General features: G+C 71.2%; 24 protein-coding genes. 16 read left to right on the top strand and 8 right to left on the bottom strand.

Going from position 1 to position 22,612, the window contains the following annotated elements; genetic code table 11:
- Positions 1-7: 7 nt before the first annotated feature.
- On the bottom strand, positions 8-1,201 hold the full coding sequence (locus BMY74_RS26700) for an FAD-dependent monooxygenase (protein WP_089920763.1): 1,194 nt from the start codon (positions 1,199-1,201) through the stop codon (positions 8-10).
- Positions 1,202-1,261: 60 nt separating this feature from the next.
- Between BMY74_RS26700 and BMY74_RS26695 the strand changes: the two genes are divergently transcribed.
- Positions 1,262-1,780, top strand: coding sequence for a MarR family winged helix-turn-helix transcriptional regulator (locus BMY74_RS26695; protein ID WP_089920761.1), 519 nt, complete (start codon positions 1,262-1,264; stop codon positions 1,778-1,780).
- On the opposite strand, the gene BMY74_RS26690 is transcribed toward BMY74_RS26695, so the two are convergent.
- The gene (locus tag BMY74_RS26690) at positions 1,751-2,188 is read right to left on the bottom strand and encodes an Lrp/AsnC family transcriptional regulator (RefSeq protein ID WP_089920759.1); all 438 of its coding nucleotides are present in this window, start codon (positions 2,186-2,188) and stop codon (positions 1,751-1,753) included. The genes BMY74_RS26695 and BMY74_RS26690 overlap by 30 nt on opposite strands.
- A 104-nt stretch (positions 2,189-2,292) precedes the next feature.
- On the opposite strand from BMY74_RS26690, the gene BMY74_RS26685 reads away from it, so the two are divergent.
- Together BMY74_RS26685 and BMY74_RS45225 are read left to right on the top strand one after the other, a co-directional pair.
- Complete coding sequence (locus BMY74_RS26685) at positions 2,293-3,570, top strand: ArgE/DapE family deacylase (RefSeq protein ID WP_218159754.1); 1,278 nt, start codon at positions 2,293-2,295, stop codon at positions 3,568-3,570.
- 262 nt (positions 3,571-3,832) lie between these two features.
- Complete coding sequence (locus BMY74_RS45225) at positions 3,833-4,840, top strand: hypothetical protein (RefSeq protein WP_177229929.1); 1,008 nt, start codon at positions 3,833-3,835, stop codon at positions 4,838-4,840.
- Here the strand turns inward: BMY74_RS45225 and def are convergent.
- Positions 4,780-5,358: a peptide deformylase gene (def, locus tag BMY74_RS26675; RefSeq protein WP_089920756.1), complete on the bottom strand. Its 579-nt coding sequence runs from the start codon at positions 5,356-5,358 to the stop codon at positions 4,780-4,782. The two genes, BMY74_RS45225 and def, sit on opposite strands and share 61 nt — an antisense overlap.
- Before the next feature lie 48 nt (positions 5,359-5,406).
- Between def and BMY74_RS26670 the strand changes: the two genes are divergently transcribed.
- The 4 genes from BMY74_RS26670 (at position 5,407) to BMY74_RS26655 (ending at position 8,307) form a co-directional block, all read left to right on the top strand.
- Positions 5,407-5,811 (top strand): winged helix-turn-helix domain-containing protein, encoded by a 405-nt coding sequence (locus BMY74_RS26670; RefSeq protein ID WP_089920754.1) that lies wholly within the window; start codon positions 5,407-5,409, stop codon positions 5,809-5,811.
- Positions 5,812-5,817: 6 nt separating this feature from the next.
- Positions 5,818-6,606 (top strand): pentapeptide repeat-containing protein, encoded by a 789-nt coding sequence (locus BMY74_RS26665; RefSeq protein ID WP_089920752.1) that lies wholly within the window; start codon positions 5,818-5,820, stop codon positions 6,604-6,606.
- A 79-nt stretch (positions 6,607-6,685) separates the two neighbouring features.
- Positions 6,686-7,753, top strand: coding sequence for an agmatine deiminase family protein (locus BMY74_RS26660; RefSeq protein ID WP_089920750.1), 1,068 nt, complete (start codon positions 6,686-6,688; stop codon positions 7,751-7,753).
- Complete coding sequence (locus BMY74_RS26655) at positions 7,750-8,307, top strand: TetR/AcrR family transcriptional regulator (protein WP_245786377.1); 558 nt, start codon at positions 7,750-7,752, stop codon at positions 8,305-8,307. Before BMY74_RS26660 ends, BMY74_RS26655 begins: the two co-directional genes overlap by 4 nt.
- Here the strand turns inward: BMY74_RS26655 and BMY74_RS26650 are convergent.
- Together BMY74_RS26650 and BMY74_RS26645 are read right to left on the bottom strand one after the other, a co-directional pair.
- Positions 8,304-9,068: an alpha/beta fold hydrolase gene (locus BMY74_RS26650; protein WP_089920748.1), complete on the bottom strand. Its 765-nt coding sequence runs from the start codon at positions 9,066-9,068 to the stop codon at positions 8,304-8,306. The genes BMY74_RS26655 and BMY74_RS26650 overlap by 4 nt on opposite strands.
- Positions 9,069-9,283: 215 nt before the next feature.
- Positions 9,284-9,814 carry a TetR/AcrR family transcriptional regulator gene (locus BMY74_RS26645; protein ID WP_089920746.1) on the bottom strand — a complete coding sequence of 177 codons (531 nt, stop codon included), beginning with the start codon at positions 9,812-9,814 and terminating at the stop codon, positions 9,284-9,286.
- An 86-nt stretch (positions 9,815-9,900) separates the two neighbouring features.
- Between BMY74_RS26645 and BMY74_RS26640 the strand changes: the two genes are divergently transcribed.
- Complete coding sequence (locus BMY74_RS26640; protein WP_089920744.1) at positions 9,901-11,112, top strand: FAD-dependent monooxygenase; 1,212 nt, start codon at positions 9,901-9,903, stop codon at positions 11,110-11,112.
- 9 nt (positions 11,113-11,121) lie between these two features.
- Here the strand turns inward: BMY74_RS26640 and BMY74_RS26635 are convergent, their stop codons facing one another.
- The gene (locus BMY74_RS26635; RefSeq protein WP_089920742.1) at positions 11,122-12,780 is read right to left on the bottom strand and encodes a M14 family metallopeptidase; all 1,659 of its coding nucleotides are present in this window, start codon (positions 12,778-12,780) and stop codon (positions 11,122-11,124) included.
- A gap of 105 nt (positions 12,781-12,885) precedes the next feature.
- On the opposite strand from BMY74_RS26635, the gene BMY74_RS26630 reads away from it, so the two are divergent.
- The 4 genes from BMY74_RS26630 to BMY74_RS26615 all read left to right on the top strand — a co-directional run bounded on the left by BMY74_RS26630 (position 12,886) and on the right by BMY74_RS26615 (position 15,466).
- On the top strand, positions 12,886-13,599 hold the full coding sequence (locus BMY74_RS26630) for a class I SAM-dependent methyltransferase (protein ID WP_089920740.1): 714 nt from the start codon (positions 12,886-12,888) through the stop codon (positions 13,597-13,599).
- A gap of 69 nt (positions 13,600-13,668) precedes the next feature.
- Positions 13,669-14,247 carry a DinB family protein gene (locus tag BMY74_RS26625; protein ID WP_089920939.1) on the top strand — a complete coding sequence of 193 codons (579 nt, stop codon included), beginning with the start codon at positions 13,669-13,671 and terminating at the stop codon, positions 14,245-14,247.
- A gap of 69 nt (positions 14,248-14,316) precedes the next feature.
- Positions 14,317-14,892 (top strand): pyridoxamine 5'-phosphate oxidase family protein, encoded by a 576-nt coding sequence (locus tag BMY74_RS26620; RefSeq protein WP_089920738.1) that lies wholly within the window; start codon positions 14,317-14,319, stop codon positions 14,890-14,892.
- 46 nt (positions 14,893-14,938) lie between these two features.
- Positions 14,939-15,466 (top strand): pyridoxamine 5'-phosphate oxidase family protein, encoded by a 528-nt coding sequence (locus BMY74_RS26615; RefSeq protein WP_089920736.1) that lies wholly within the window; start codon positions 14,939-14,941, stop codon positions 15,464-15,466.
- On the opposite strand, the gene BMY74_RS26610 is transcribed toward BMY74_RS26615, so the two are convergent.
- Complete coding sequence (locus tag BMY74_RS26610) at positions 15,416-16,702, bottom strand: M20/M25/M40 family metallo-hydrolase (protein ID WP_089920734.1); 1,287 nt, start codon at positions 16,700-16,702, stop codon at positions 15,416-15,418. The genes BMY74_RS26615 and BMY74_RS26610 overlap by 51 nt on opposite strands.
- A 71-nt stretch (positions 16,703-16,773) precedes the next feature.
- Between BMY74_RS26610 and BMY74_RS26605 the strand changes: the two genes are divergently transcribed.
- Positions 16,774-18,180 (top strand): hypothetical protein, encoded by a 1,407-nt coding sequence (locus BMY74_RS26605; protein WP_218159752.1) that lies wholly within the window; start codon positions 16,774-16,776, stop codon positions 18,178-18,180.
- On the opposite strand, the gene BMY74_RS26600 is transcribed toward BMY74_RS26605, so the two are convergent.
- Positions 18,181-19,008 (bottom strand): M55 family metallopeptidase, encoded by an 828-nt coding sequence (locus tag BMY74_RS26600; RefSeq protein WP_089920936.1) that lies wholly within the window; start codon positions 19,006-19,008, stop codon positions 18,181-18,183.
- A gap of 43 nt (positions 19,009-19,051) precedes the next feature.
- On the opposite strand from BMY74_RS26600, the gene BMY74_RS26595 reads away from it, so the two are divergent.
- From BMY74_RS26595 to BMY74_RS26590, 3 genes are read left to right on the top strand one after another with little or no spacing between them, the layout of a single operon-like run.
- Positions 19,052-20,806 carry an ABC transporter substrate-binding protein gene (locus BMY74_RS26595; RefSeq protein ID WP_245786376.1) on the top strand — a complete coding sequence of 585 codons (1,755 nt, stop codon included), beginning with the start codon at positions 19,052-19,054 and terminating at the stop codon, positions 20,804-20,806.
- A complete protein-coding gene (locus BMY74_RS45220) occupies positions 20,807-21,757 on the top strand; it encodes an ABC transporter permease (protein WP_281245002.1) in 951 nt (316 codons plus the stop codon).
- Positions 21,754-22,608, top strand: a complete 855-nt coding sequence (locus BMY74_RS26590; RefSeq protein ID WP_089920726.1) for an ABC transporter permease — start codon at positions 21,754-21,756, stop codon at positions 22,606-22,608. The genes BMY74_RS45220 and BMY74_RS26590 overlap by 4 nt, the downstream gene beginning before the upstream one ends.
- Positions 22,609-22,612: the final 4 nt, after the last annotated feature.

Genomic DNA, 22,612 nt, shown 5'->3' with positions numbered 1-22,612 from the left:
ATAGTGATCACACGTGCGGCCGCGCCGCGATGGGCGGAAGAGGCTTGGTCGTGGCCGCCACCTGCGTGAGCTTCGCCGTCAGCGGCGACAGCAGGCGGGAGGTGACGATCTTGTCGGCGACGCGGCGCAGGGCCAGTCCGGTCCGGGTCTGCGGGTAGGCGAACCGCACGAGCCAGCCCGGGAAGTTCTGCACGTCGTCCACCAACGGCCGCATCCACTCCTCGTAGGCCACGAGCCCGTCCTCCAACCGGTCCGCCGACGACAGGCACGCCGCCAGCACGTACCCGCTGACCAGCGCGAGCGAGGCGCCGCCCCCGCCCATCGGCGTCACGCACCAGCCGGCGTCCCCGGCGAGGCACACCCGCCCGCGGTGCCACACCGGCATGCGGATCTGGGTGAGCTGGTCGACGTAGACGTCGTCGGAGGTCTCGAACCCGTCGAGGACGCGGCGGGTCTCCCACCCCGTGCCGGCGTAGCGCTGCCGGAACCAGGCCAGGGCGTCCGCGCGGTCGAGCCGGGCGACGTCCGCCTCACTGGTGCAGGCCAGCATCGCGCGGGTGGTGCCGTGGTGGTCGGGGCGGAGGTGGATCTGCCGTCCCCCGGTGGTGGTGTGCCAGCGCCACCGGCTGTCGTCGGAGGCCGTGCGCGGGATCGTGCCGAAGACCATGGTGATGCCGAGGTCGCGGCGGTCGACCTGGTCGCCGAAGAGCCGGTCGCGCGTGGCGGACCGGACTCCCTCGGCGACCACCAGCAGGTCGGCGGTCAGGACGCGGCCCGAGGCGGTCGTGACGGTGACCGCGTCGGCGTCGTCGGACACCTCGGAGATCGTGTCGCCGTAGGTGATCTCGACTCCCTCCGGCAGGTGTTCCAGGACCACGCGGGCGAAATCGCCGCGCAGCACCTCGAGCTCGGCGGTGGCGCCGTCCGGGCCGGCGGAGGGCAGTTCCGCGAGCACCTCGCCGCGCTCGTCGACGAACACCGTGCCGGTCTCGGTGGTGTTCTGCGCTTTCACCGCCCCGGTCAGCCCCATCCGTTCGAGGACCTCCCGTGCCACGCCGCGGACGTCGACGTTCTGCCCGCCGTCGCGGAAGGCCGCGGCGCGTTCGAGCACGGTCACGTCCCAGCCCGTGCGCCGCAGCCAGAACGCGGCCGAGAGGCCGGCGATGCTCGCACCGGAGATCACCGCGTGTCGTGCAGCCATCTGCAACTCCCCATCAGTGGTAGCTTTGCCACAAAGCTACTTTGGAGCAAAGGCACCTGCATGACAGACGACCCGTTGACCGCGCAGTGGACGTCGGCGCAGGTCGAGGTGATGCACCGGCTGCGCGACTGGGTCGTCGACTTCGGTGAGCTCAACCAGCACCTCGCCGCCTGGATGCGGCTGCCGGGCACCGACGCCAACGCCCTGGGCCAGATCATCTGGGCGGCCGAGGCGGGCACCCCGCTGTCCCCGGCACAGCTCGCCCGGCAGCTCGGCATGACCACCGGCGCGACCACGATCCTGCTCAACCGGCTCGAAGCCGCAGGACACGTCCACCGCAGCAGGGAGAACACCGACCGCCGCCGCGTCACCCTCCGGCCCACTGCGGCCGCACGTGACCGGGCCCGGCAGTTCCTCGGGCTCGCCGGCACCGAGATCGCGACCGTCCTGCGCACGACGCCGCCGGACGAGCTCACCGCCGTGGCGACGTTCCTGGCGCGGATGACGGCGGCCGCCGACCAGGCGAACCTGCGGCTCGGCCGACACGGTCTACAGGCGGGGCCGGGTCAGCAACCGTGACAGCACGATCGCGCTCTCGGTGCGGTCCACCGGGGCGGTCGAGCGCACTCGCTGGATGGCCTGTTCCAGGTGTGGGATGTCCTTGGCGAGCATGTAGAGCATGGCGTCGGCGGCGCCGGAGACGGTGCACGCCTCGATGACCTCGGGAATGTCCTCGAGCGCCTTCGTGAGCTGGGCAGGCGTCGGGTTGCCCTTGCAGTAGATCTCCACGAACGCCTCGGTGTGCCACGCCATCGCCTGCGGATCCACCACCGCGCTGAAACCGCGGATCGCTCCCGCGGCGACGAGCCGGTCGAGCCGTCGCTTGGCCGCCGACGGCGACAACCCCGCCGCCTTGCCGATCTCGGCGTAGGTGGCCCGGGCGTCGCGCAGCACGCACTGGATGATCGCCTCGTCGATGGAGTCCATCCGCAAATATTCGTCGCGACGGCCTGATCTTTGCAAAGAATTCAGGGTTGGAAGCGGTTCCTGACGATTGTTCGCGCAGGTCAGGCGACCCTAGTCTCCGCCTCGTGACGATCAACGATGTCGAGGCCGCGGCGCTGGCCGCGGTGGACGAGGCGGCTGCCGGCCGGCTTCTGATGGACCTTCTCGAGATTCCGAGCGTGACGGGCAGCGCCGCGGAGTCCGAACTGCAGCACGTGCTGGCCGGGAACCTGGAGCGACTGGACCTCGACGTCGACCTGTGGTCGATGGACCTCGACCACCTCCGCGCGCAGGAGGACTTCCCCGGCGGCGAAGCACCGCGCACGGAGGCGTGGGGCGTGGTCGGCGGCACCCGCCAGAGCGACGGGCCGACGCTGGTCCTGCAGGGCCACGTCGACGTCGTCCCGCCCGGTGACCTGGCGCAATGGCACGGCGACCCGTTCCGGCCGCGGGTGGCCGGGGACGTCGTGCACGGCCGGGGCGCCTGCGACATGAAGGCCGGCGTGGTGGCGATCCTCGCCGCGATGGCCGCGATCCGCGCGGCCGAGGTCAGGTTGCGGGGTCAGGTGGCGGTGCACTTCGTCGTCAGCGAGGAGGACGGAGGCCTCGGGGCGTTCGGCACGCTGCAGCGCGGCCACACCGGTGACGCCTGCATCATCACCGAACCGACCAGCGGCGCACTCATGGTCGCCAACGCCGGCGCGCTCACGTTCCGCATCGAGGTCCCCGGCAAGGCCACGCACGGCAGCACCCGGTACGCCGGGGTCAGCGCCATCGACGCCTACCTGCCGATCCACGCCGCGCTCGCCCGGCTGGAGGCCCGCCGCAACGCCGGCGCCGACGCACTCCTGTCCGCCTACCCCGTGCCGTACCCGCTGTCGGTCGGCACCGTGTCCGCAGGTGACTGGGCCAGCAGCGTGCCGGACCTGCTGGTGGCCGAAGGGCGGCTGGGCGTGGCGCTGGGGGAGGACCCGTCCACGGCTCGGGCGGACCTGGAGGCGTGCGTCGCCGAGGCCTGCGCGGCGGATCCGTGGCTGCGGGCCCACCCCGCCGTCGTGACGTGGCCCGGTGGCCAGTTCGCGAGCGGCCGGTTACCGGTGGGGCATCCACTCGCGGATCTGGTGGGGCAGGCGCATGCCGACGTCACCGGGGGCACGCGTCCTGGCGAGCAGGGGGCTCCCTACGGCAGTGACCTCCGGTTGTACGCGGGGGCGGGGATCCCCACCCTCCAGTACGGGCCCGGTGACGTCCGGCTGGCCCACGGTCCTCAGGAGCAGGTTCTTCTGAGCGAGGTCGTCACCGTCACCCAGGCTCTGGTCCTCGCCACTCTGCGATCCGTGGGCGCCGAGTCTGGCCGCCGATAATGTTCACTTATCGGCGGCCAGCTTTTTCGTGCCCGATTGAGTAGCGTTGCGTTGCATAACGTTAGTGCACACGTAATTCTGCTACGATATCCGTGTGGAGACGAGCTGCAACTTCCCCGGCTGTGAACGCCCCGTTTTCCGAGGTGGCGGGCCTGGCAGGCCCTCGGAGTACTGCGATCTGCCGGAGCACACGCGGTGGCGGGCGTGGAGAGAGCGGCAACGGCTGGCGGAAACCGCCGAGCAAAATCTGGAGGTCGTCACCGTGACGAATCTCCCGAGGGTCTCCGGTACCGCCAAGATCAGGGCTGAAGAGCTCCTCGACCGCTTCCGGGTGCTGTCGGAGCAGATGACGCAGACGCTCGGGAGGGCGGTCGGCGAGCTGAACGCCATGGCCGACCCGAGCGTCGCCGAGAGCCAGATCCAGGCCGCCGAGGCCCAGGCCGCCCGCCGGGTCGCGGAGGCCCAGGCGGAACTGGCTTCCGCCGAGCGCCGTCGGCACGACGCGGAGCAGGCGCGCAAGGTCGCTGAGGAGACGACGGAGCAGGCGGTGCGTGCGGCGGAGGAAGCGGACGACGCCGTGGACACCGCCATCAGCGAGCGGGACGAGGCGCGGGAGGCCGCGCGGGCCGCCGCCGAACGGGCTGAGGCGGAGATCGCCGAGGTCAGGGTGCAGGCGGCCGCGGTGGTCGAGGAGATCCGGGCCGAGGCGGAGCAGGCGAAAGCCGACGCGGTCAAGCACGCGGAACAGGCCCGCCGGCAGGCGGCGAAGGAGATCGAGCAGGCTCGTGCCGAAGCCCGGAGCGAGGTCGAGCAGGCTCGTGCTGAGGCCCAGGCGGAGGTCGAGCGGGTGCGTGCGGAGGCGCGGGCCGTGACGGACCGGGCCGAGGCGGCGGTGCTGGCCGCGGAACAGTCGGCCGGGCAGGCTCGCGGTGAGGCGGCGGCGCAGGTCGAGAAGGCGCGCGCGGAGTCAGCCGAGACGGTGAGCCGGGCCGCGAAGGCACGTGACCAGGCCGTGGTGCGGGCCGAACGCGCCGAGCAGGCGGCCGCGGACGCGCGGGCCGAGCTGGAGCGGACGCGTGGTGAGTTCGAGGCACGGCTGGCGCAGGTCCGGCAGGAGGGTGCGGAGCAGGTCGCGGCGGTGCGGCAGACGTTGGCCGTGGTGGAGGACGCGCGCGCTCAGACGTTGACCCGGGCCGAGCGCGCGGAACGTCAGCTGGACGAGGCAGCCGACGAGCTGCGGGCGGCACGGCGGGCGAAGACCTCGTCCTGAGAGGCGGCCATCTCCCGGAGCGCGGACTTGCGTTCGCGCTGGGTGAGCCGGTCGAGGTAGAGGCGTCCGTGCAGGTGGTCGGTCTCGTGTTGCAGGCAGCGGGCGAAGTAGCCTCTGCCCTCGACGACGACCGGGTCGCCGTGCTGGTCGACACCGCGCACGACGGCGCGGTCAGGTCGCGCGACGACGCGGTACGGGCCCGGCACCGACAGGCAGCCCTCCGGTTCCTCGAGGAGTGTGCGCTGCCCGGAGGGCAGGTCGTCGAGGACGGGGTTGAGGATGTGGCCGACGTGGTGGGTGCCCCACTCGTCGGTCATGTCCCACACGAACAGCTGCAGGTCGACGCCCACCTGGTTGGCGGCGATGGCGGCGCCCTCGGCCACGTGGTTGGTGGCGAACATGTCGTCGATCAGCCGGGAGAGCTCGGGCGTGCCGAACTCGGTGGCCTCGCGGCAGCGGCGGGTCAGGATCTCTTCGCCCACGACGGTGATGCGGCGCGGTGTGCCTCGGTCGGACATGCTTTGCAAAGTAGCAGCGTTTGCAAAGCAATCGGTAGGGTGGTGCCCATGTCCCGACGGCCGCTCCCCGACCACCCGGTACGCCTCGCGCTGCTGGACCTGCTGGCCGAACACGGCACGCTGACCTCCACCCAGGCCGCCGCTCGGCTGGGCGGGAGCTCCGGGCTGTGTTCGTTCCACCTGCGCAAACTCGCGGAGCTGGGGTTGATCGAGGAGGCGCCGCACCAGGGCGGCAAGGCGCGTCCGTGGCAGCTGCGCTGGGAGAGCGACGACGAGCCGGCGGCGGACGAGTCGTTCAGCGCGCTCGTCCACGTCACGCCGCAGGAGATGGCGGAGATCAGCGCGTCGATCCGGCGGCTGCTGTTCCGCTACCGCGACCGGGGCACCCGCCCGGCCGGCGCGGTGGCCGTCACCGCGGAGGTCCGGCTGCTCAGCGGCGACCCAGTAGGCTGAGCGGCGATGGACGAGTTGAAGGGCGACTGCGCCAACTGCTTCGGGTTGTGCTGCGTCGCACTGCCGTTCGCCAAGTCGGCCGACTTCGCCGCGACCAAGGACGCGGGCACGCCCTGCCGGAATCTGCTGGCCGACCACCGCTGCGGCATCCACGACTCGTTGCGATCGAAGGGCTATGCGGGCTGCACGGTCTACGACTGCTTCGGCGCGGGTCAGAAGGTCTCCCAGACGACCTTCGCCGGCGTCGACTGGCGCACCGCCGGGCGGCAGCAGATGTTCGCGGTGTTCCCGCTGGTCAGGCAGCTGCACGAACTGCTGTGGTACCTGGCCGAAGCGCAGCGCCTCGACCCGCACGACGACCTGGCCGAGGCGTACACCGAGGTCGAGCAGCACACCGTCGCCGCGCCCGAGGACGTCCTGGCGCTCGACGTCGCGGAGATCCGCGCGAAGGTGAACGTCCTGCTGCTGCGCACCAGCGAACGGCTGCGGACCAGCGCGAAGTCCTACCGGGGCGCCGACCTCATCGGTGCCCGGCTGCGCAACAAGAACCTCACCGCCGCGGACTTCCGCGGCGCGTACCTGATCGGTGCCGACCTGGCGAACGCGGATCTGTCCCGTGCGGACATGATCGGCGCCGACCTGCGGGGAGCCGACCTGTCGGGTGCGGACCTCGGCACGTGCCTGTTCCTGACCCAGCCCCAGGTCAACGCCGCGCGGGGCGACGCCCGCACGAAGCTGCCGGCCGCGCTGTCGCGTCCCGCGCACTGGCTGTCGCGGCCCGCTCGGCGTCGCTGACCTCACCACCGAGTGCTCCAGGGCTCCTGCCAGCGGTTTCGGTTTGACTGAAATTTCAGTCAGGATTACGGTGCGGAGTATGAACAGGCGCAACTTCGTCCAGTCGGCGGCCACCGCCATCGGCGGCCTGTTCGCCGGTTGCACGTCCGGCACCACGAGTGCGGCCCGGTCCTGGGTGATGCCCGAGGAGGGTGAGCCGCACCGGCGGACCTGGATGGCGTTCGCGGCCGATGAGCGGATCTGGGGCCGTGACCTGTTGCCGCAGGTGCGGCGCGACCAGGCGGCGATCGCGACCACGATCGCCCGGTTCGAGCCCGTCTCGATGCTCGTGCGTGCCGAGGACCTGGAGCTCGCGCGGTCGTTGATGCCGGGGGTCGAGCTGGTCACCGCGGAGCTCGACGACCTGTGGATGCGTGACACCGGGCCGGTGTTCGTGCGCGGCGGCGGCGCGGTCGACTTCAACTTCAACGGCTGGGGTGGCAAGCAGGAGCACCGCCGCGACGCGAAGGTCGCCGGGTTCGTCGCCGGGAGGGCCGGCGCGGAGCGGGTGCGCACGGACCTCGTGCTGGAGGGTGGTGCGCTGGAGGTCGACGGTCAGGGCACGGCGATCATCACCGAGAGCTGCTTGCTCCACTCCAACCGCAACCCCGGCTGGAAGAAGAGCGACGTCGAGGAGGAGCTCGCGCATCTGCTCGGGATCAGGAAGGTGATCTGGCTGCCGGGCATCGCCGGGCGTGACATCACCGACGGCCACACCGACTTCTACGCGCGCTTCGCCGGGCCCGGTGTGGTGGTGGCGGGGCTGGACAACGACCCCGAGTCGTTCGACTACGAGGTGACGCGCCGCCACCTGGAGATCTTGCGGGGCGCCACCGACGCGGCCGGGCGGCCGTTGCGGGTCGAGGTGCTGGAGGGGCCGGACGCGGTGCGGGTGCGCGACGACGACTTCGCGGCCGGGTACATCAACTTCTACGTGTGCAACGGGGCGGTGGTCGGGCCGGAGTTCGGTGATCGGCGCACCGACGCCGCGGCGAAGGCGACGCTCGAGCGGTTGTTCCCCGGACGTGCGGTGGTGCAGATCAACATCGACGGGATCGCGTCGGGTGGGGGCGGGATCCACTGCACGACGCAGCAGGAACCGAAGTGAGGGAGCCGGTGTCGCAGCGCAGGACCCAGATGCTCGAGGCCGCGGTGCGCGTGATCGCGCAGGACGGCGTGCGCGGGTTGCGCGTCGAGAAGCTCGCCGCGGAGGCCGGGGTGTCCACGGCGTTGATCTACTACCACTTCAAGGACCGCGCCGGGATCCTGCGGGCCGCGCTGGAACACGTGAACCACCGCGCGCAGACCTACACCGACGAGGTGACCTCCGCCGATCCGCGCGTGCGGGTCGAGCAGATGCTGCTGGCGGAGCTGCAGGACGTCGACGTCGTGCGGGAGACCAGCATCGCGTGGGGTGAGCTGCGGGCCAGCGCGGCGTTCCACCCCGAGCTGCGCGAGACGTTGCGCACGACCACCGAGGCGTGGAACTCCGACGTCGAAACGCTGGTGCGCCAGGTGGATCCGGACGTGGACGCCGCGGCGGTGGCCGAGCGGCTCACGGCGTTGGTCGAGGGTCTGAGCGAGCGCTGGCACAGCGGCTCGCTCACCTTGCGGCGTGCGCGGGAACTCCTGACCGGCGCGGTCGAGCGGGAGCTGGGTTAGACCGACAGGCGCTGCTGGGCGACGGCGCGCGCGAAGCCGTCGACGTTGTCGATCATGATGTTGTGGCCGGTGTTCGGCACGGACACGAGCTGGACACCGGCGCCGGCGAGCTCGCGGCCGCCGCTGGGCGGTGCGTCCTCCGGGTAGAGGTAGACGCGCGGGATCTCCAGTTCCAGCAACAGCTTGCGCATCGTGGGCGAGGTGCCGCGCACGAGGTCGACGGCGCTGCGGTGCAGGGCCTCGCGGCCGGCCATGCGCATTGTGGCGGCCCAGTGGGGACCGACGTCGCGCAGGACGCGGTCGAAGCCGTGGCTGAGGAAGTCGGCCTCGCTGTAGGCGGCGATGCCCCGGCTGCCGGGCGCGCCGAGCGACGGGGTGGTGGGGTCGATGGTCGGGTCGACGAGCACGAGCGAGCGCACCATCTCGGGGTGGCGCGCGGCGAGCACGATGGCGACGGCGCCGCCCATGCTGTGACCGATGATCTCGCTGCGGCGCAGCCCGATCTTCGCCAGTGACACGGCGAGGGCGTCGGCGTGGCCTTCGAGGGAGTAGGCGAAGCCGCTGGGCCTGTCGCTGATGCCGAAGCCGAGCAGGTCGACCATCAGGCTGCGGCGGCCCGCGAGCAGCGGGTGCGCGACCGCCTCGGCGTAGTAGGGAGCGGACGAGGCGCCCAGACCGTGCAGGTAGACGCGGGCCGGCGTGGCGCCCGGCACCTCGACCCAGCGGATCCGGACCCCAGGTCTGATCTCGACGGCACGCATGTCTCTCCCGGCGGTAATCGGTGTGCGGACCCTACCCCGCGGCCGGAGCGGCCGAGGGCGGATTCGAGAGTCCGTTCTCGGCTGATCGGCGAAACGCGTGGGTGTGGCTGAATCCTAGGGCGGCCTGGTAGCGCTCCCGAACGGGAGCACCGCGTGATGTTCGTCCTTTGTGGCGCGGACCGACAGCGACCGAACGGCGGCTTTTGGCACCGCCCTCAGAGTCCGAGGGCCGCGCGTGCCGCCGTCACGGTCGCCGCGCGCAGCTCGTCCACGGGGGCGTCGGGGAACTGCATGGTGCAGTCCTGCATGCCGCCGAACGCGAGCACGGCGCGGGCCTGCTGCTCCAGCGTCGCCTCCGGCCCGTACACGAGCAGGGTGAGGCGGGCGCGCCAGGACAGCACGACGTCGATGAGGCCGAGCTCCGCGAGCGTGGTCAGCTCGGTGAGCAGCAGCATCATGTCCTTGCGGTGGCGGTGGTGAAAGTCGAAGAACCCCTCGACCAGCTCGGTCACCGGCACCTCGGCTCTGGCCTCCATGCGCGCGAGGAAACCCTCGCCGTCGTCGAGCAGCGGGGTGACGATGCTGCGGACGAGCTCCTCGCGTGAGGCGAAGTGGTAGTAGAGCGCGGGTTTGGTGATGCCGAGGCGGTCGGCGATCTCCTGCAGGCTGGTCTGCTGCACGCCCTTGGTCGCGAACAGCTCACGTGCCGTCTGCAGGATGCGTTGCTTGGTGTCGGACTTGGCCACGCGCCGAATCTTACTTAACGGTCGGTAAGTCGCGGTGCTAGAGTCGGACACTCTGGCTTACCGACCGTTAAGTAAGGAGGCGTGACGTGCGGATACTCGTTTCCGGAGCCAGCATCGCCGGTCCGGTGCTCGCCTACTGGCTCGTGCGCAACGGGCACGAGGTGACGGTGGTGGAACGGTCGCCGGTGCTGCGCAAGACCGGTGGGCACGCGGTGGACCTGTTCAAGCCGGCGATGGACATCTCCGAACGCATGGGCGTGCTGCCGCGGATCGAGGCGCTGGCGACCGGGACCACCCGGCTGGCGTTCGTGCGCGAGGGCACGCGCAGGCCGATCGGCGCGGATGTGACGAAGCTGTTCGCCGCCGCGTCGGACCGGCACGTCGAGGTGATGCGCGACGACCTGAGCGAGATCTACTACGACGCCACCCGCGCGGACGTCGAGTACGTGTTCGGCGACTCGATCGCCTCCATCGGCGACGACGGCGACGTGACGTTCGACAGCGGCGCGCCACGGCGGTTCGACCTGGTCGTCGGGGCGGACGGGCTGCACTCGACGGTGCGGCGGCTGGTGTTCGGCGAGGTCGCGAAGACGTTCGTGGGGGCGTATCTGGCCGTGTTGTCCGTGCCGCGGGAGCTGGGGGTGCCGGGAGCGATGACCGGGCACATCGGGCCGGGGCGCAGTGCGGCGGTGTACGGGGCGCGGCACCTGGACGACGCACGGGCGGTGTTCCTGTTCCGCTCCCCGGAGCTCGCCTACCACCACCGGGACGTGCCGCGGCAGAAGGAGCTGCTGCGGGAGGCGTTCGCGGGGCTGCACCCGCAGGTGGACAGGTGGTTGTCGCACCTGGACTCCGGGCGGGCGTTCTACTTCGACTCGATCACGCAGCTGCGGGAGGACACCTGGTCACGCGGGCGGGTGGCGCTGGTCGGCGACGCCGGGTACTGCCCCGGGCCGGCGATCGGCGGCAGCACGAGCCTCGCGGTGCTGGGCGCGTACGTGCTGGCCGGTGAGCTGGGCGCGGGAGCCGATCACGAGGCGGCGTTCGCGCGCTACGAGCACGAGATGCGCGACATCGTGCACCGCAGCAGGGCGTTCGCGCTCGGGGTGGCGAAGACGCTGATCCCGGCCTCGCGGGCGGGAGTGTGGGGGCTGACGCGAGGCGCGCAGCTGCTCACGGCGTTGCCGTCGTGGCTGGCGCGGCCGCTGGCCAGGCTGAACTCGCGGGGCGTGCGGATGCACGACTCGATGCGGGTGCGCGACTACGGCGTTCAGGGCGCCGGCGTACCGGCGCCCTGAACCCTCAGGTCAGAACTGCAGGCTCCACTTGTCGAGGAACCCGGTGTCCTGGTTGGCGTTGTCGTTGACCCTCAGCTGCCAGGTGCCGTTGGCGACCTCGCTGGAGGCGTTGACGGTGTAGGTGGTGTTGATGTTGTCCGTGCCGCCGCCGGAGCGGTTGTGCAGGACGTAGACGGTGCCGTCCGGGGCGATCAGGTCCACCTTCAGGTCGCCCTGGTAGGTGTGCTTGATGTCCACGGCGACCTTGAGGGTCGACGGGGCGTTGCCGGTCACCTCGGTCACCGCGATCGGGGAGTTGATCGTGGTGTTGTCGCGGATCTGGAAGTCCGCGGCGTTCTCGAAGTACTTGCCGGTGGGCGGCGGCGTGGTGCCGCAGTACTGGCCTTCCTTGCCGATGGCCTCGTACGGGCAGTCGGCGCGGTCGAGCAGCTGCAGCACGGCCTCCTTGTTGCGGGAGGTCTGCGCCGGGATCACCTCGTCGGGCGGGTAGAAACCCCCACCGCCGGCGCTGCCGGGGTACATCTCGAAGGTGTAGGCGAAGATGCCCTGCGTGCCCCACAGCCAGTCCGGGATCGACCCGTCGGTGATGTAGAGGTCGCTGGACTGCTCGGGCGTGTAGCCGTTGGTCTGCGCCATGGACTGGCCGATGGTGGCGAACGTGTCGCGCTGGTCCTGGGTCAGGCCGGGCGCGACGTCGTCGTAGGTCCAGCCCCACGGCCACAGGATGAGCTCGCTGTAGGTGTGGAAGTCGATGGACGCGGTGATCTGCTGCTTGCCGCCGACGTTGCGGCCGCGCACGAAGTCGGCCACGACCTTCACCTCGGGCGCGGACTCCGCGCTCGGCCCGCGGTAGGTGTCCGACCCGGTGCTGCCGCTGGAACCGCCGCAGCAGCCCCACTTGTAGCCCCAGTTGCGGTTGAGGTCGGTGCCGACGTTGCTGGAACCGGCGTTGGGCTGCCGGTTCTTGCGCCACGACCGGTAGCTGCCGGTCGCGATGTCGTACTCGCCGCCGTCGGGGTTGACGTCCGGGATGATCCAGATCTCGCGGGTGTCCACGAGGCCCTTGATGCGCGCGTCGGTCGCGTACTGGGTCGTGAACTGGTTGATCAGGTACAGCGCCATCTCGACGGTCAGGTGCTCACGGGCGTGCTGGTGGTGCGTGAACAGCACCTCCGGCTCGTTCTCGTCGACGCCGACGTTGTCGCTGATCTTGAGGGCGACGATGTCTCGGTTCTCGTAGGACTTGCCGATGACCTGCTTGCTGATCAGGTTCGGGTACGCCGCGACGGCGTTGTTGATCGCCGTCGTCATCTCGGCGTAGTTGTGGTAGTTCGAGTCCGCGGCGGGGAAGTCGAACGGGCCGACGGCCGAGTTCGCCTCCATCCGCTTGGGCAGTTCGGTGACCTCGAAGCCCTGTGCGCGCAGGTTCTTCGCCTCGCGGCCGGTCGCGGTGATCACGACGATGCCGTGCTCCTCGACCGAGTCGATGGCGGCACCGGACTTGGCGAGCTTGGAGCGCTGTTCAGCGGTGCGAACGTTGCTGACCTGGTAGTTCGTCGACGACTCCTCGGCGCCGGGTGCCGCGCCGGTGGGCACGCCTCCCATGGCGAACACGACGCTCGCGGCGACGGTGACCCCGATCAGGGGTCTGAGATGGCTCTTTCGCATGCAGGGCAACCCTTTCGTACCACATGCAGGGTCATGGCTCCGCAATGTTTAGTCCGTGTGAAGGCTCACTGTCAGCCCGCCATTCGTATGGGGTTGGCTGGTGGGATGACGCGCTACGACGCAGTGGAGGCCTCCGCGTACCGGGTGGCCCGCGAGATTTCGTTCGAGGGGTTGGCGGCGTGGCGGGAGGCGGTGGAGCCGTACCTGCGGCCGGGACGCGTGGTGCTGGACCTGGGCGCGGGAACGGGGTTGTTCGTGCGGGCGTTCGCGCAGTGGTTCCCGGAGGTGTCCGTGGTGGCGGTGGAGCCATCCGCGGACATGCGTGCGGCGTCGGGGATGCCGATGCTGACCGGGGACGCCGCGGCGATTCCGCTGCCGGACGCGTCGGTGGACGTGGTGTGGATGTCGACGGTGGTCCACCACGTGCGGGACCTGCCCGCGGCCGGGCGTGAGCTGCGGCGCGTGCTGCGGCCGGGTGGTGTGGTGGTGTTGCGGTCGTTGTTCCGCGAGCGGCACGACGGGATCGGGTTGTTCCGGTTCTTCCCGGAGGCCGTGCGCGGGATGTCCGGGTTCCCGACGGTGGCCGAGGTGGCGGACGGGCTGGGGTTCGCCGTGGCGCGGCTCGAGCCGGTGGGTCAGGTGACGGCGCCGTCGCTGGCGGACAAGGCGTCGACGGTGCGGCGGGAGGCGGACACGCTGCTGCGGTCGCTGTCGGTGCAGGAGTTCGAAGCGGGCCGGGAGCGGTTGGTGGCGGCGGCGTCGGTGGAGACCGGTCCGGTGGTCGACCACCTGGACCTGCTGGTGCTCGACGCCGGCTGAGGCGGGTCGGCGCGCCCGGCCGGAGGAAATCGCCGTCGCGGCCGGGCGCGCTCTGACAGGGTGACGGGCATGGCCTCAGATCCCAAAGCCGACCTGCACCGCTACCTCAGAAACGCCCGCGAGTCGTTCCTGTGGAAGCTCGAGGGTCTCTCGGAGTACGACGTGCGCCGCCCGCTCACCCCGACGGGCACGAACCTGCTGGGCCTGGCCAAGCACCTGGCGTGGGTCGAGGCGGGCTACTTCGGTGACTGCCTGGGCCGCCCGTTCCCGGAGAAGGCGCCGTTCGACCTCGACGCCGACCCGAACTCGGACATGTTCGCCACCGCGGACGAGTCCCGCGATGACGTGCTGGGCATGTTCGCGCGGGCGACGGCGTTCGCGGACACCACGATCGGGGAGCTGCCGCTGGACGCGCCGGGTGTGGTGCCGTGGTGGCCGGAGGAGCGCAAGTACGTGACGTTGCACCTGCTGCTGGTGCACGAGATCGCGGAGGTCAACCGGCACGCCGGGCACGCGGACATCCTGCGGGAGGGGCTCGACGGAGTGGCCGGGCTGCGGGCGGGCGGCTCGAACCTGCCGGAGCAGGACTGGCAGGCACACTGGAACCGGGTGGAGTCGGAAGCGCGCAAGGCGTCGGGACAGGCGTAGCGCTCCGGTGGCGTTCACGTGCTGGAATCGCGGCTGACAGGGCCGCGGGAGCGATCAATACTGCGGGGCATGGGTAAGGAATACGAGCGCATCGAGCCGCGGCTGTGGAAGTTCATCGAGGAGCAGAAGGTGTTCTTCGTGGCCAGCGCGCCGCTGGCCGGGGACGGGCACGTCAACCTCTCGCCCAAGGGCCGTCAGGGCACGCTGCGGATCCTCGACGACCGCACGGTGGCCTACCTCGACTTCGGCGGCAGCCACGCGGAGACGATCGCGCACCTGCGGGAGAACGGCCGGATCACGTTGATGTGGTGTGCGTTCGAGGGTCCGCCGAACATCGTGCGCGTGCACGGGCGCGGTGAGCCGGTGTTCCGCGACGACCCGCGGTTCGCCGAGCTGGTGGCGGGGTTCGGGGAGGCGGACGCGCCGGCGTTGCGGGCGGTGGTCGTGGTGACGGCGGAGCTGATCAGCGACACGTGCGGGTTCGCGGTGCCGTTCATGGACTACCGGTCGGAACGGGAGCTGCACGCGGACTACTTCGGGCGCAAGACCGACGACGAGTTCCGCGAGTACACGAACAAGAAGCCGTACAACATCGCGAGCATCGACGGCCTGCCCGCGGTGCCGTTGCCGTTGCCGCCGCGCTGATGCGCGGGTGATGTCGAGAACGTCGTCGTAGCTTCGTCCCGGGGGCATGACGAAGAGCGAGATCACCGAGGTGCTGAACCGGCCGTACAGCAGGGAGTTGCTGCACCGCGACCTGTGCCGGCTGGCGTACGTGGCGAAGGACGGCACGCCGCGGGCGGTGCCGATCGCGTTCGACTGGAACGGTGAGCGGCTGGTGCTGTGCACGTCGACGAACGCGCCGAAGCTGCACGCGCTGCGGGCGAACCCGGCGGTGGCGCTGACGATCGACACCGAGGTGCACCCGCCGAAGATCCTGCTGATCCGCGGCACGGTCGAGCTGGACGTGGTCGACGGCATCCCGGACGAGTACCTGCGGATGAACGGCAGCTACGAGATGACCGCCGAGCAGCGGGTGGGGTGGGAGCGGGAGGTCCGCTCGCTCTACGACGGCATGGTGCGGATCGTGGTGACGCCGACGTGGGCGAAGCTGATCGACTTCGAGACGACGCTGCCCAGCGCCGTGCAGGAGCTGGTGGCGCGCCGGTCAGCGCGACAGGAAGCGGTCCAGCACGCGCACGCCGAACTCGAGGCCTGAGACGGGGACGCGTTCGTCGACGCCGTGGGCCATCGCGCGGTAGTCGAACCCGGCGGGCAGCCGCAGCGGTGAGAAGCCGTAGCAGTGGATGCCCAGCTGGCTGAAGGCCTTGGCGTCGGTGCCGCCGCCCAGGCAGTAGGGCACGACGTGCGCGGCCGGGTCCTCGTCGCGCAGGGCGTCGGCCATGGCGGTGAACCAGGGCGTGTCGACCGGGGCTTCGACGGGCGGCTGGTGTTCGAGGAACTCGCGGGTCACGCCGGGTGAGAGCAGCGCGTCGATGTCGGCGACGAGCTCGTCGACGGTGCCGGGCAGGGTGCGGACGTCGAGCTGCGCGGTGGCGGTGCCGGGGATGACGTTGACCTTGTAGCCGGCGGACAGCATCGTCGGGGTGGTCGAGCAGCGCACGGTGTTCTCCACCAGCTTCGCCGCCGGGCCGAGACGGGTGAGCGTGCCGTCGACGTCGTCGAGGTCGACCTCCACCCCGAGCGCCTTGCCGACGCCCACGAGGAACGCCTCGACGGTCGGGGTGAGCCGCACCGGGTGCCGGAACGCCGCGATCCGCGCGAGGGACGTGACCAGCGCGGTGACCGCGTTCTCGTCGTTGCGCCGCGACCCGTGCCCGGCGCGTCCGGTGGCGGTGAGCTTCATGTGCGAGGTGCCGCGTTCGGCGGTGCCGACCGGGTAGAGCCGCACGCCGCCGACGTCGTAGGAGAACGCCCCGGACTCGCTGATCGCCGCCTGCACCCCGGCGAAGTGCGCGGCGTGGTGCTCCACGAGCCAATGCGCCCCGTAAGCGCCCTGGTCCTCCTCGTCGGCGACGAACGCCAGCACCACGTCCCGGCGCGGGCGGCGGCCCTCGGTGTGCCAGCGGTCGAGCACGGCGAGCGTCATCGCGGCCATGTCCTTCATGTCCACCGCGCCCCGGCCGTGCACGAACCCGTCGCGCACCTCCCCTGCGAACGGGTCGAAGCTCCACTCGGCCGGGTCGGCGGGCACGACGTCGAGGTGGCACTGGACCAGCACGGCGGGCAGCGACGGATCGGTGCCGTGGACGCGGGCCAGGACGTTGGTGCGCCGCGGCGCCGGTTCGAGCAGCGTCGGCTGCACCCCGCTGTCCTGCAGCAGCGCCGCGACGTGCTCGGCGGCCTCCCGTTCGCCCGCGGAGTCGCCACCGCCGCGGTTGGTGGTGTCGAAGCGGATCAGCTGCGCGCACACCTGCGCGACGTCGAGCGCCATGGATCCCACCGTATCCGCCGCCGTCGTGTGGAATTGTCACGGGCCTGTGCCGATCGACTGGGGGGACACCGGTGCACCTGCAGAACGCCCTGGAAGGGCTCGCGCTCAACCCGGCGCTGTCCGCGGCCATGGTCCGGCGGCTGATCGGTCACGGCGCGGTGGGGACACGACCGGACCTGACACCAGAGCTGGTGGACGAGATGATCGCCACCGGCCGGCCCCGGCTGCTGCGGCAGCTGGCGATGAACGACGGCCTGCCCGGCTCGTCCCGGTTGCGGCTGGCACGCCATCCCGACACCTCCGTGCGGGCCGGTGTCGCCGCGGGCTGTGTCCAGGGCACCTCGCGTGAGGTGGTCGAGCTGCTGCTGGCCGATCCCGAACCAGAGCCCCGCAGATTCCTCGCCCGCAACGGCGCCGTGCCCGAGGACCTGCGGGCACGGCTCGCCACCGACCCGAGCGCGCAGGTCAGGGCGGAGCTGGCCGGCCGGTGGCCGGCCGCGCCGGAGCACGTGCGGCGTGCCTTGCTGACCGACCCGGACGCCACCGTCCGCGAGGCGGCGGCGTGCTCGGCGCACCAGGCGCCACCGCCCGACCTGGTCCCCGCCCTGCTCGCCGATCCGGTCACCAGGGCCGGGACGATCCGCCACCTCACCCTCGACGACGCGACCGCGCACCGGCTCTCCCAGGACCCCGACCCCGACGTCCGGGTCGAACTCGCGCAGCACCCGCGGTTGCCACCGGAGCTGCGCGACGTGCTCGGCGCGGATCCGAACCCGCGGGTCAGGGTCGGGGTCTTCGGGCGGCAGGACACCCCCGAGCCGTTGCGGGCGGCCATCTACGCACAGGTCGGTGCCGCGCCCCTGTGGTTCGACCCGCTGGGCGACGCCGAGCAGGTCGAGCGGGTGGTGGCGGCCGGTGAACTGCGGATGCTGCGCCTGGACTGGGTGCGGGCCGACCCGGTGCCGCACGTCGACTCCCCGTACCCGTGTTTCCGCGCGTCAGCGGCCTCCAGCGGCGAGGCGTTACCGGCGGAGGCGGTGGCCCGGCTGCTCGCCGACGACGAGCGCGACGTCCGGTGGATCATGGCCGAGCACGCCCCGCACCGGGTGGACGCGGCGACCGCCGAGCGCCTGGAACGCGAGTTCGATCCCGCGGACACGAAGTTCTCCCCGTGGCGGCCGGCGGACGTGCTGGCGTTCCCCGCAGAGGTGTTGCGCCGCTTCGCCACCGACGAGGACCCGCGGATGCGGTGCCTGGCGCCGCGCGACCCGGACCTGCCCGCGGAGGTCGCCGCCCGCCTGGCCGCCGATCCCGACGCCGCCGTCCGCTGCGCGGTCGCGGGCCACCGCAGTCTGCCCGTGGAGGCGCTGGTCGCGTTGCTCGACGACTCCGACCGCGAGACCGTCGAGCGTGCGGCCCGTTCACCCCGGCTGCCGGTGGAGCAGCGGGAACGGTTGTTGCGGCTCGCGGGCCTGTAGTCAGCCGTACACGTCCTCCATCGCCGCACCCGCGATGTGGGTGACGACCTTGAACGCCTTCATGGCCTCGGTCATGGACACGGCGTCGAACCCGACCCGGCGCACGCCGATCAACTCCACGGTCGGCACGACGGCGGCCGCGTCCGCGAGGTGCGAGGCGTCGAACTCCACCTCGATCCGGTGATGTGCCACCACACCTTCGGTGCGCCCGGCCGAGGCCATGGAGGCGGTCGAGGCCTCTGTGATCTGTGAAGAAGTCACGGCGGGTGGCAGGCACACGGCGGCGTAGCGCGAGACGCACTCCTTGACGGCCACCGTCCACGCGGTGGTGGCGTAGGAGGCGGCGTCGGCGCAGGTGAGGTCGTCACCGGTCACGAGCAGCACGGGGACGCCGTGTTCGGCGGCCAGGGCGGCGTTGAGCCGTCCCTCGGAGGCGAGGACGCCGTCGAGCCACACGCCGGTGATGGAGTTCTCCATGTAGGTGTGGGCGAGCACGCCTCGGGTGCCCGCGGCGGTGTGGTAGCCGAGGAAGACCACACCGTCCACTCCGGAATCGATACCTTGCATCATCGACAGCGGTTTGTGGCGGCCGGTGAGCAGGCGCGCCCCGTGGTGGAGGTCTTCGAGCAGGAGGTTGCGTTGCGAGGAGTGGGCCTCGTTGACGAGCACCTCCGTGGCGCCGCCCGCGAGCAGGCCGGTGACGCAGGCGTTGACGTCCGCCGTGAACAGGCGCCGGAACCGCTGCCACTGCTCGGTGCCGGGGACGACGTCCCCGGTCCAGGTGACTCCGGTGGCGCCTTCCATGTCCGCCGAGATCATGATCCGCACACTCGGTAAGTTAGCGGCGGGCTGCTGGGGAAGAGGGGTTTTCGTGCGGGTGAAGTTGTGCGCGTTGCTTGCAATTGCAACGACACTGGGGCTGGCGGCACCTCCGGCAACGGCACAGGCGCCGGTCGTGCTGAAGGTCGCGATCGTGCAGCAGATCGACTCGCTGAACCCGTTCCTCGCGGTGTTCCAGTCGAGCACCGAGATCGGCCGGTTGATGTACGACTACCTGACCGCCTACACCGCGGCGGACCAGTCGGTGACCGAGGGCATCGCGAACAGGTGGGAGCCCTCGCCCGACAAGCTCACCTGGACCTTCACCGTCCCGGACGGCAAGAAGTGGTCCGACGGGCAGCCGATCACCGCCCACGACGTCGCGTTCACCTACGACCTGATGCTCACCGACGAGGTGGCGCGCACGGCGAACGGCAGCTTCGTCACCAACTTCGAGTCCGTCACCGCGCCGGACGACCGGACCGTGGTGATCAGGACGAAGACGCCGCAGGTGACGATGCTGGCGCTGGACGTCCCGATCGTGCCCCGGCACGTGTGGGAGAAGGCCGGCAGCATCAAGGACTACGCCAACGACCGGATGCCCGTCGTGGGTTCCGGGCCGTTCGTGCTCACCGAGCACGTGCCGGGCCAGTTCATCAAGCTCAAGGCCAACAAGAACTACTGGCGGGGCGCGCCGAAGTACGACGAGCTGCACTTCGTGTACTTCCAGAACTCCGACGCCGCCGTGCAGGCACTGGGCAAGGGCGAGGTCGACCTGGTCAACCGGATGGCGCCCGCCCAGTTCGACTCGCTCGAAGGCAAGGCCGGCGTCACCCGCAACAAGGCCCAGGGCCGCCGCTTCACCGAGCTGATGATCAACCCCGGCGCGCAGACCCGCACCGGCGTGCCGATCGGTGACGGCGCCCCGCAGCTCAAGGACGTCGCGGTGCGCCGGGCGATCGCGCAGGCCATCGACCTCGACGCGCTGGTCCAGCGGGTCAACCTCGGCTACGCGGTCAAGGGCGCCGGGCTGGTGCCGCCGGTGTTCGGCAAGTGGCACTGGCAGCCGGGCGAGGCGGAGCGCAGGTTCGACCCGGCCGCGGCGAACGCGGCACTCGACGCCGCCGGCCACCCGCGCGGAGCCGACGGCACGCGGTTCGGGCTGCGGCTGATCGGACGCGCCGGACGCGCCTACGACGAGCAGGCCAGCGAGTACCTGAAGCGGTCGATGAGCGACATCGGCATCGCCCTGGACGTGCGGCTGGTGTCGGACAACCAGCTCAACGAGGCCACCACCGCCGCGACCTACGACCTGGCGTTCTCGGGCTGGTCGACCAACATCGACCCGGACTTCGTGCTGGGCCTGCACACCTGCGCGCAGCGGCCGGGCGCGGACGGCAAGGGCGGTACGACCGACACGTACTTCTGCGACGAGATCTACGACAGGCTCTACGCCCAGCAGCTCTCGGAGTTCGACGAGGCCAAGCGCGTCGAGATCGTCAAGCAGATGCAGGCCCGCTTCTACGACCAGGTGCCCGCGGTGGTGCTGGCGTACGAGAACGCGCTGGAGGGCTACCGGTCCGACCACTTCGCCCGCTTCACCACCCAGCCCGCGCAGGGCGGCGTGATCATGGCCCAGAACGGCATGTGGGGCTACTACGGCGCCGAGCCGGCCGAGCGCACCGCGCAGGCGCAGGGCAGCCGGTGGACCGGGCTCGCGATCGGCGGTGTGCTGATCGGCGGCCTGGTGCTGGTGGTGGTGTGGATGGCGCGGCGGCGCGGCGCCACGGCCGGGGAGCGCGAGTAGGTGCGCCTGGCCGGTCGGATCGGCGGTGCCGCGCTCAGCCTGCTGATGGTCGCGGTGCTGGGCTTCTTCCTGTTCCGGGTGGTGCCGGGCGATCCCGTGGTGTCGATGACGCGGGGCCGCCCGACCACCGAGGCGTTGCAGGCCGAGCTGCGCGCGCAGTTCGGCCTGGACCGTCCGCTGCACGAGCAGTTCTGGAGCTACTTCACCTCGTTGCTGCAGGGCGATCTGGGGACGTCGTTCACGTTCCGGCGTCCGGTCTCCGAGGTCATCCTGGAACGGCTGGGGCCGACGGTGCTGCTGGTCGGCACGGCGACGCTGATCGCGGTGCTGCTGGGGCTGTGGCTCGGGGTGCGGGCGGCGTGGCGTCGTGACTCGGCGTTCGACCGGGTCACGACGGGGGTGTCGCTGACGTTGTGGGCGGTGCCGACGTTCTGGCTCGGCATGCTGCTGATGATGGTGACCGGCGACCTGTTCCCGTCGCGGGGCATGCGCGACACCGACACGCCACCGGACTTCCTGTCGCAGGCCCTCGACGTCGGTCACCACCTGGTGCTGCCGTCGGTCACGCTCGTGGCGGTGGTGTGCGCGGAGTACGCGCTGGTGATGCGGTCGTCGTTGCTGGAGGAGATGCACGCCCCGTACCTGACGACGGCGAGGGCGAAGGGTCTGCGCGACGACCTGGTGCGCCGCCGCCACGCCGTGCCGAACGCGGTGCTGCCGGCGATCACGCTGGTGTTCCTGCGGTTCGGGCTGGTGGTGGCGGGGGCGATCACGACGGAGACGGTGTTCTCCTGGCCGGGTCTGGGGTTGTTGTTCTACGACGCGCTGACCGGGCCGGACTACTTCCTGCTGCAGGGGTTGCTGGTCGTGACGGCGGGCGCGGTCGTGGTGATGAACCTGCTGGCCGACGTGCTGCACGGGGTGCTGGATCCACGGGTGAAGGTCGTATGAGCGTGTTCTCGAGGCTCGGCGAACGCCGGGCGGGGTTCCTGGCGCACCGGGCCGGTGTGGCGGGTGCGGTGGTGCTGGCCGTGGCCGCGCTCGTGTCACTGCTCGCGCCGCTGTTCGTTCCCGCGGACGCGCTGGACGTCACCCGCGTGACGGCCGATGCGTGGCAGCCGCCGGGCGCGGGGCACTGGCTGGGTACCGACCACACCGGGCGTTCGGTGGCGTTGCTGATGGTGCAGGGCACGGGCACGTCGTTGTTCGTGGGGCTGACGGCGGCGGTGCTGTCGGTGGGCATCGGCACGCTCGTCGGTGTCGTCAGCGGTCATTTCGGCGGCCTGCTCGCGGGGGCCTTGCTGCGGGTGACGGACTTCTTCCTGGTGCTGCCCGCGCTGGTGCTGGCGATCGCGTTGTCGACGGTGCTGCCGCGCGGCCTGGGCACGATCATCCTCGCGATCGGGCTGACGAGCTGGCCGTCGACGGCGCGGATGGTGCGGGCGCAGACGCTGACGATCGAGGCGAGGCCGTTCGTGGAACGCGCGCGGGCGCTGGGTGGTGGTCACGCGCATGTGATCGGCCGGCACGTGCTGCCGTCGGTGGTGCCGCTGGTGCTGGTGAACGCGACCCTGGCGGTGGCGTCGGCGATCGTGGCGGAGTCGACGCTCGCGTTCCTCGGGCTGGGCGATCCGACGCGGATCTCGTGGGGCGCGATGCTGCACCAGGCGCAGCTGCACGGGGCGGTGCCGCAGCGGGCGTGGTGGTTCCTGCTGCCGCCGGGGCTGGCGATCGTGGTCGTGGTGCTGGCGTTCACGCTCGTCGGGCGGGCGCTCGAAGCCGTTGTGACGCCGAAGAGGTAGCCGC

The organism is Lentzea albida (genome assembly GCF_900111005.1).
GTDB classification, from domain to species: domain Bacteria; phylum Actinomycetota; class Actinomycetes; order Mycobacteriales; family Pseudonocardiaceae; genus Lentzea; species Lentzea albida.
Note: the sequence above shows the minus strand (reverse complement) of the source record. Positions and strands in the feature narration are given on the sequence as shown.

Bases quoted from the DNA above. Each gene is read 5' to 3' on its own strand.
- BMY74_RS26660 (WP_089920750.1), top strand. From the start codon at position 6,686: ATGAACAGGCGCAACTTCGTCCAGTCGGCGGCCACCGCCATCGGCGGC.
- BMY74_RS26650 (WP_089920748.1), bottom strand. From the start codon at position 9,068: ATGCGTGCCGTCGAGATCAGACCTGGGGTCCGGATCCGCTGGGTCGAG.
- BMY74_RS26625 (WP_089920939.1), top strand. From the start codon at position 13,669: ATGGCCTCAGATCCCAAAGCCGACCTGCACCGCTACCTCAGAAACGCC.
- BMY74_RS26610 (WP_089920734.1), bottom strand. From the start codon at position 16,702: ATGGCGCTCGACGTCGCGCAGGTGTGCGCGCAGCTGATCCGCTTCGAC.
- BMY74_RS26695 (WP_089920761.1), top strand. From the start codon at position 1,262: ATGACAGACGACCCGTTGACCGCGCAGTGGACGTCGGCGCAGGTCGAG.
- BMY74_RS26670 (WP_089920754.1), top strand. From the start codon at position 5,407: ATGTCCCGACGGCCGCTCCCCGACCACCCGGTACGCCTCGCGCTGCTG.
- def (WP_089920756.1), bottom strand. From the start codon at position 5,358: ATGTCCGACCGAGGCACACCGCGCCGCATCACCGTCGTGGGCGAAGAG.
- BMY74_RS26700 (WP_089920763.1), bottom strand. From the start codon at position 1,201: ATGGCTGCACGACACGCGGTGATCTCCGGTGCGAGCATCGCCGGCCTC.
- BMY74_RS26690 (WP_089920759.1), bottom strand. From the start codon at position 2,188: ATGGACTCCATCGACGAGGCGATCATCCAGTGCGTGCTGCGCGACGCC.
- BMY74_RS26635 (WP_089920742.1), bottom strand. From the start codon at position 12,780: ATGCGAAAGAGCCATCTCAGACCCCTGATCGGGGTCACCGTCGCCGCG.
- BMY74_RS26615 (WP_089920736.1), top strand. From the start codon at position 14,939: ATGACGAAGAGCGAGATCACCGAGGTGCTGAACCGGCCGTACAGCAGG.
- BMY74_RS26630 (WP_089920740.1), top strand. From the start codon at position 12,886: ATGACGCGCTACGACGCAGTGGAGGCCTCCGCGTACCGGGTGGCCCGC.
- BMY74_RS26665 (WP_089920752.1), top strand. From the start codon at position 5,818: ATGGACGAGTTGAAGGGCGACTGCGCCAACTGCTTCGGGTTGTGCTGC.
- BMY74_RS26620 (WP_089920738.1), top strand. From the start codon at position 14,317: ATGGGTAAGGAATACGAGCGCATCGAGCCGCGGCTGTGGAAGTTCATC.
- BMY74_RS26590 (WP_089920726.1), top strand. From the start codon at position 21,754: ATGAGCGTGTTCTCGAGGCTCGGCGAACGCCGGGCGGGGTTCCTGGCG.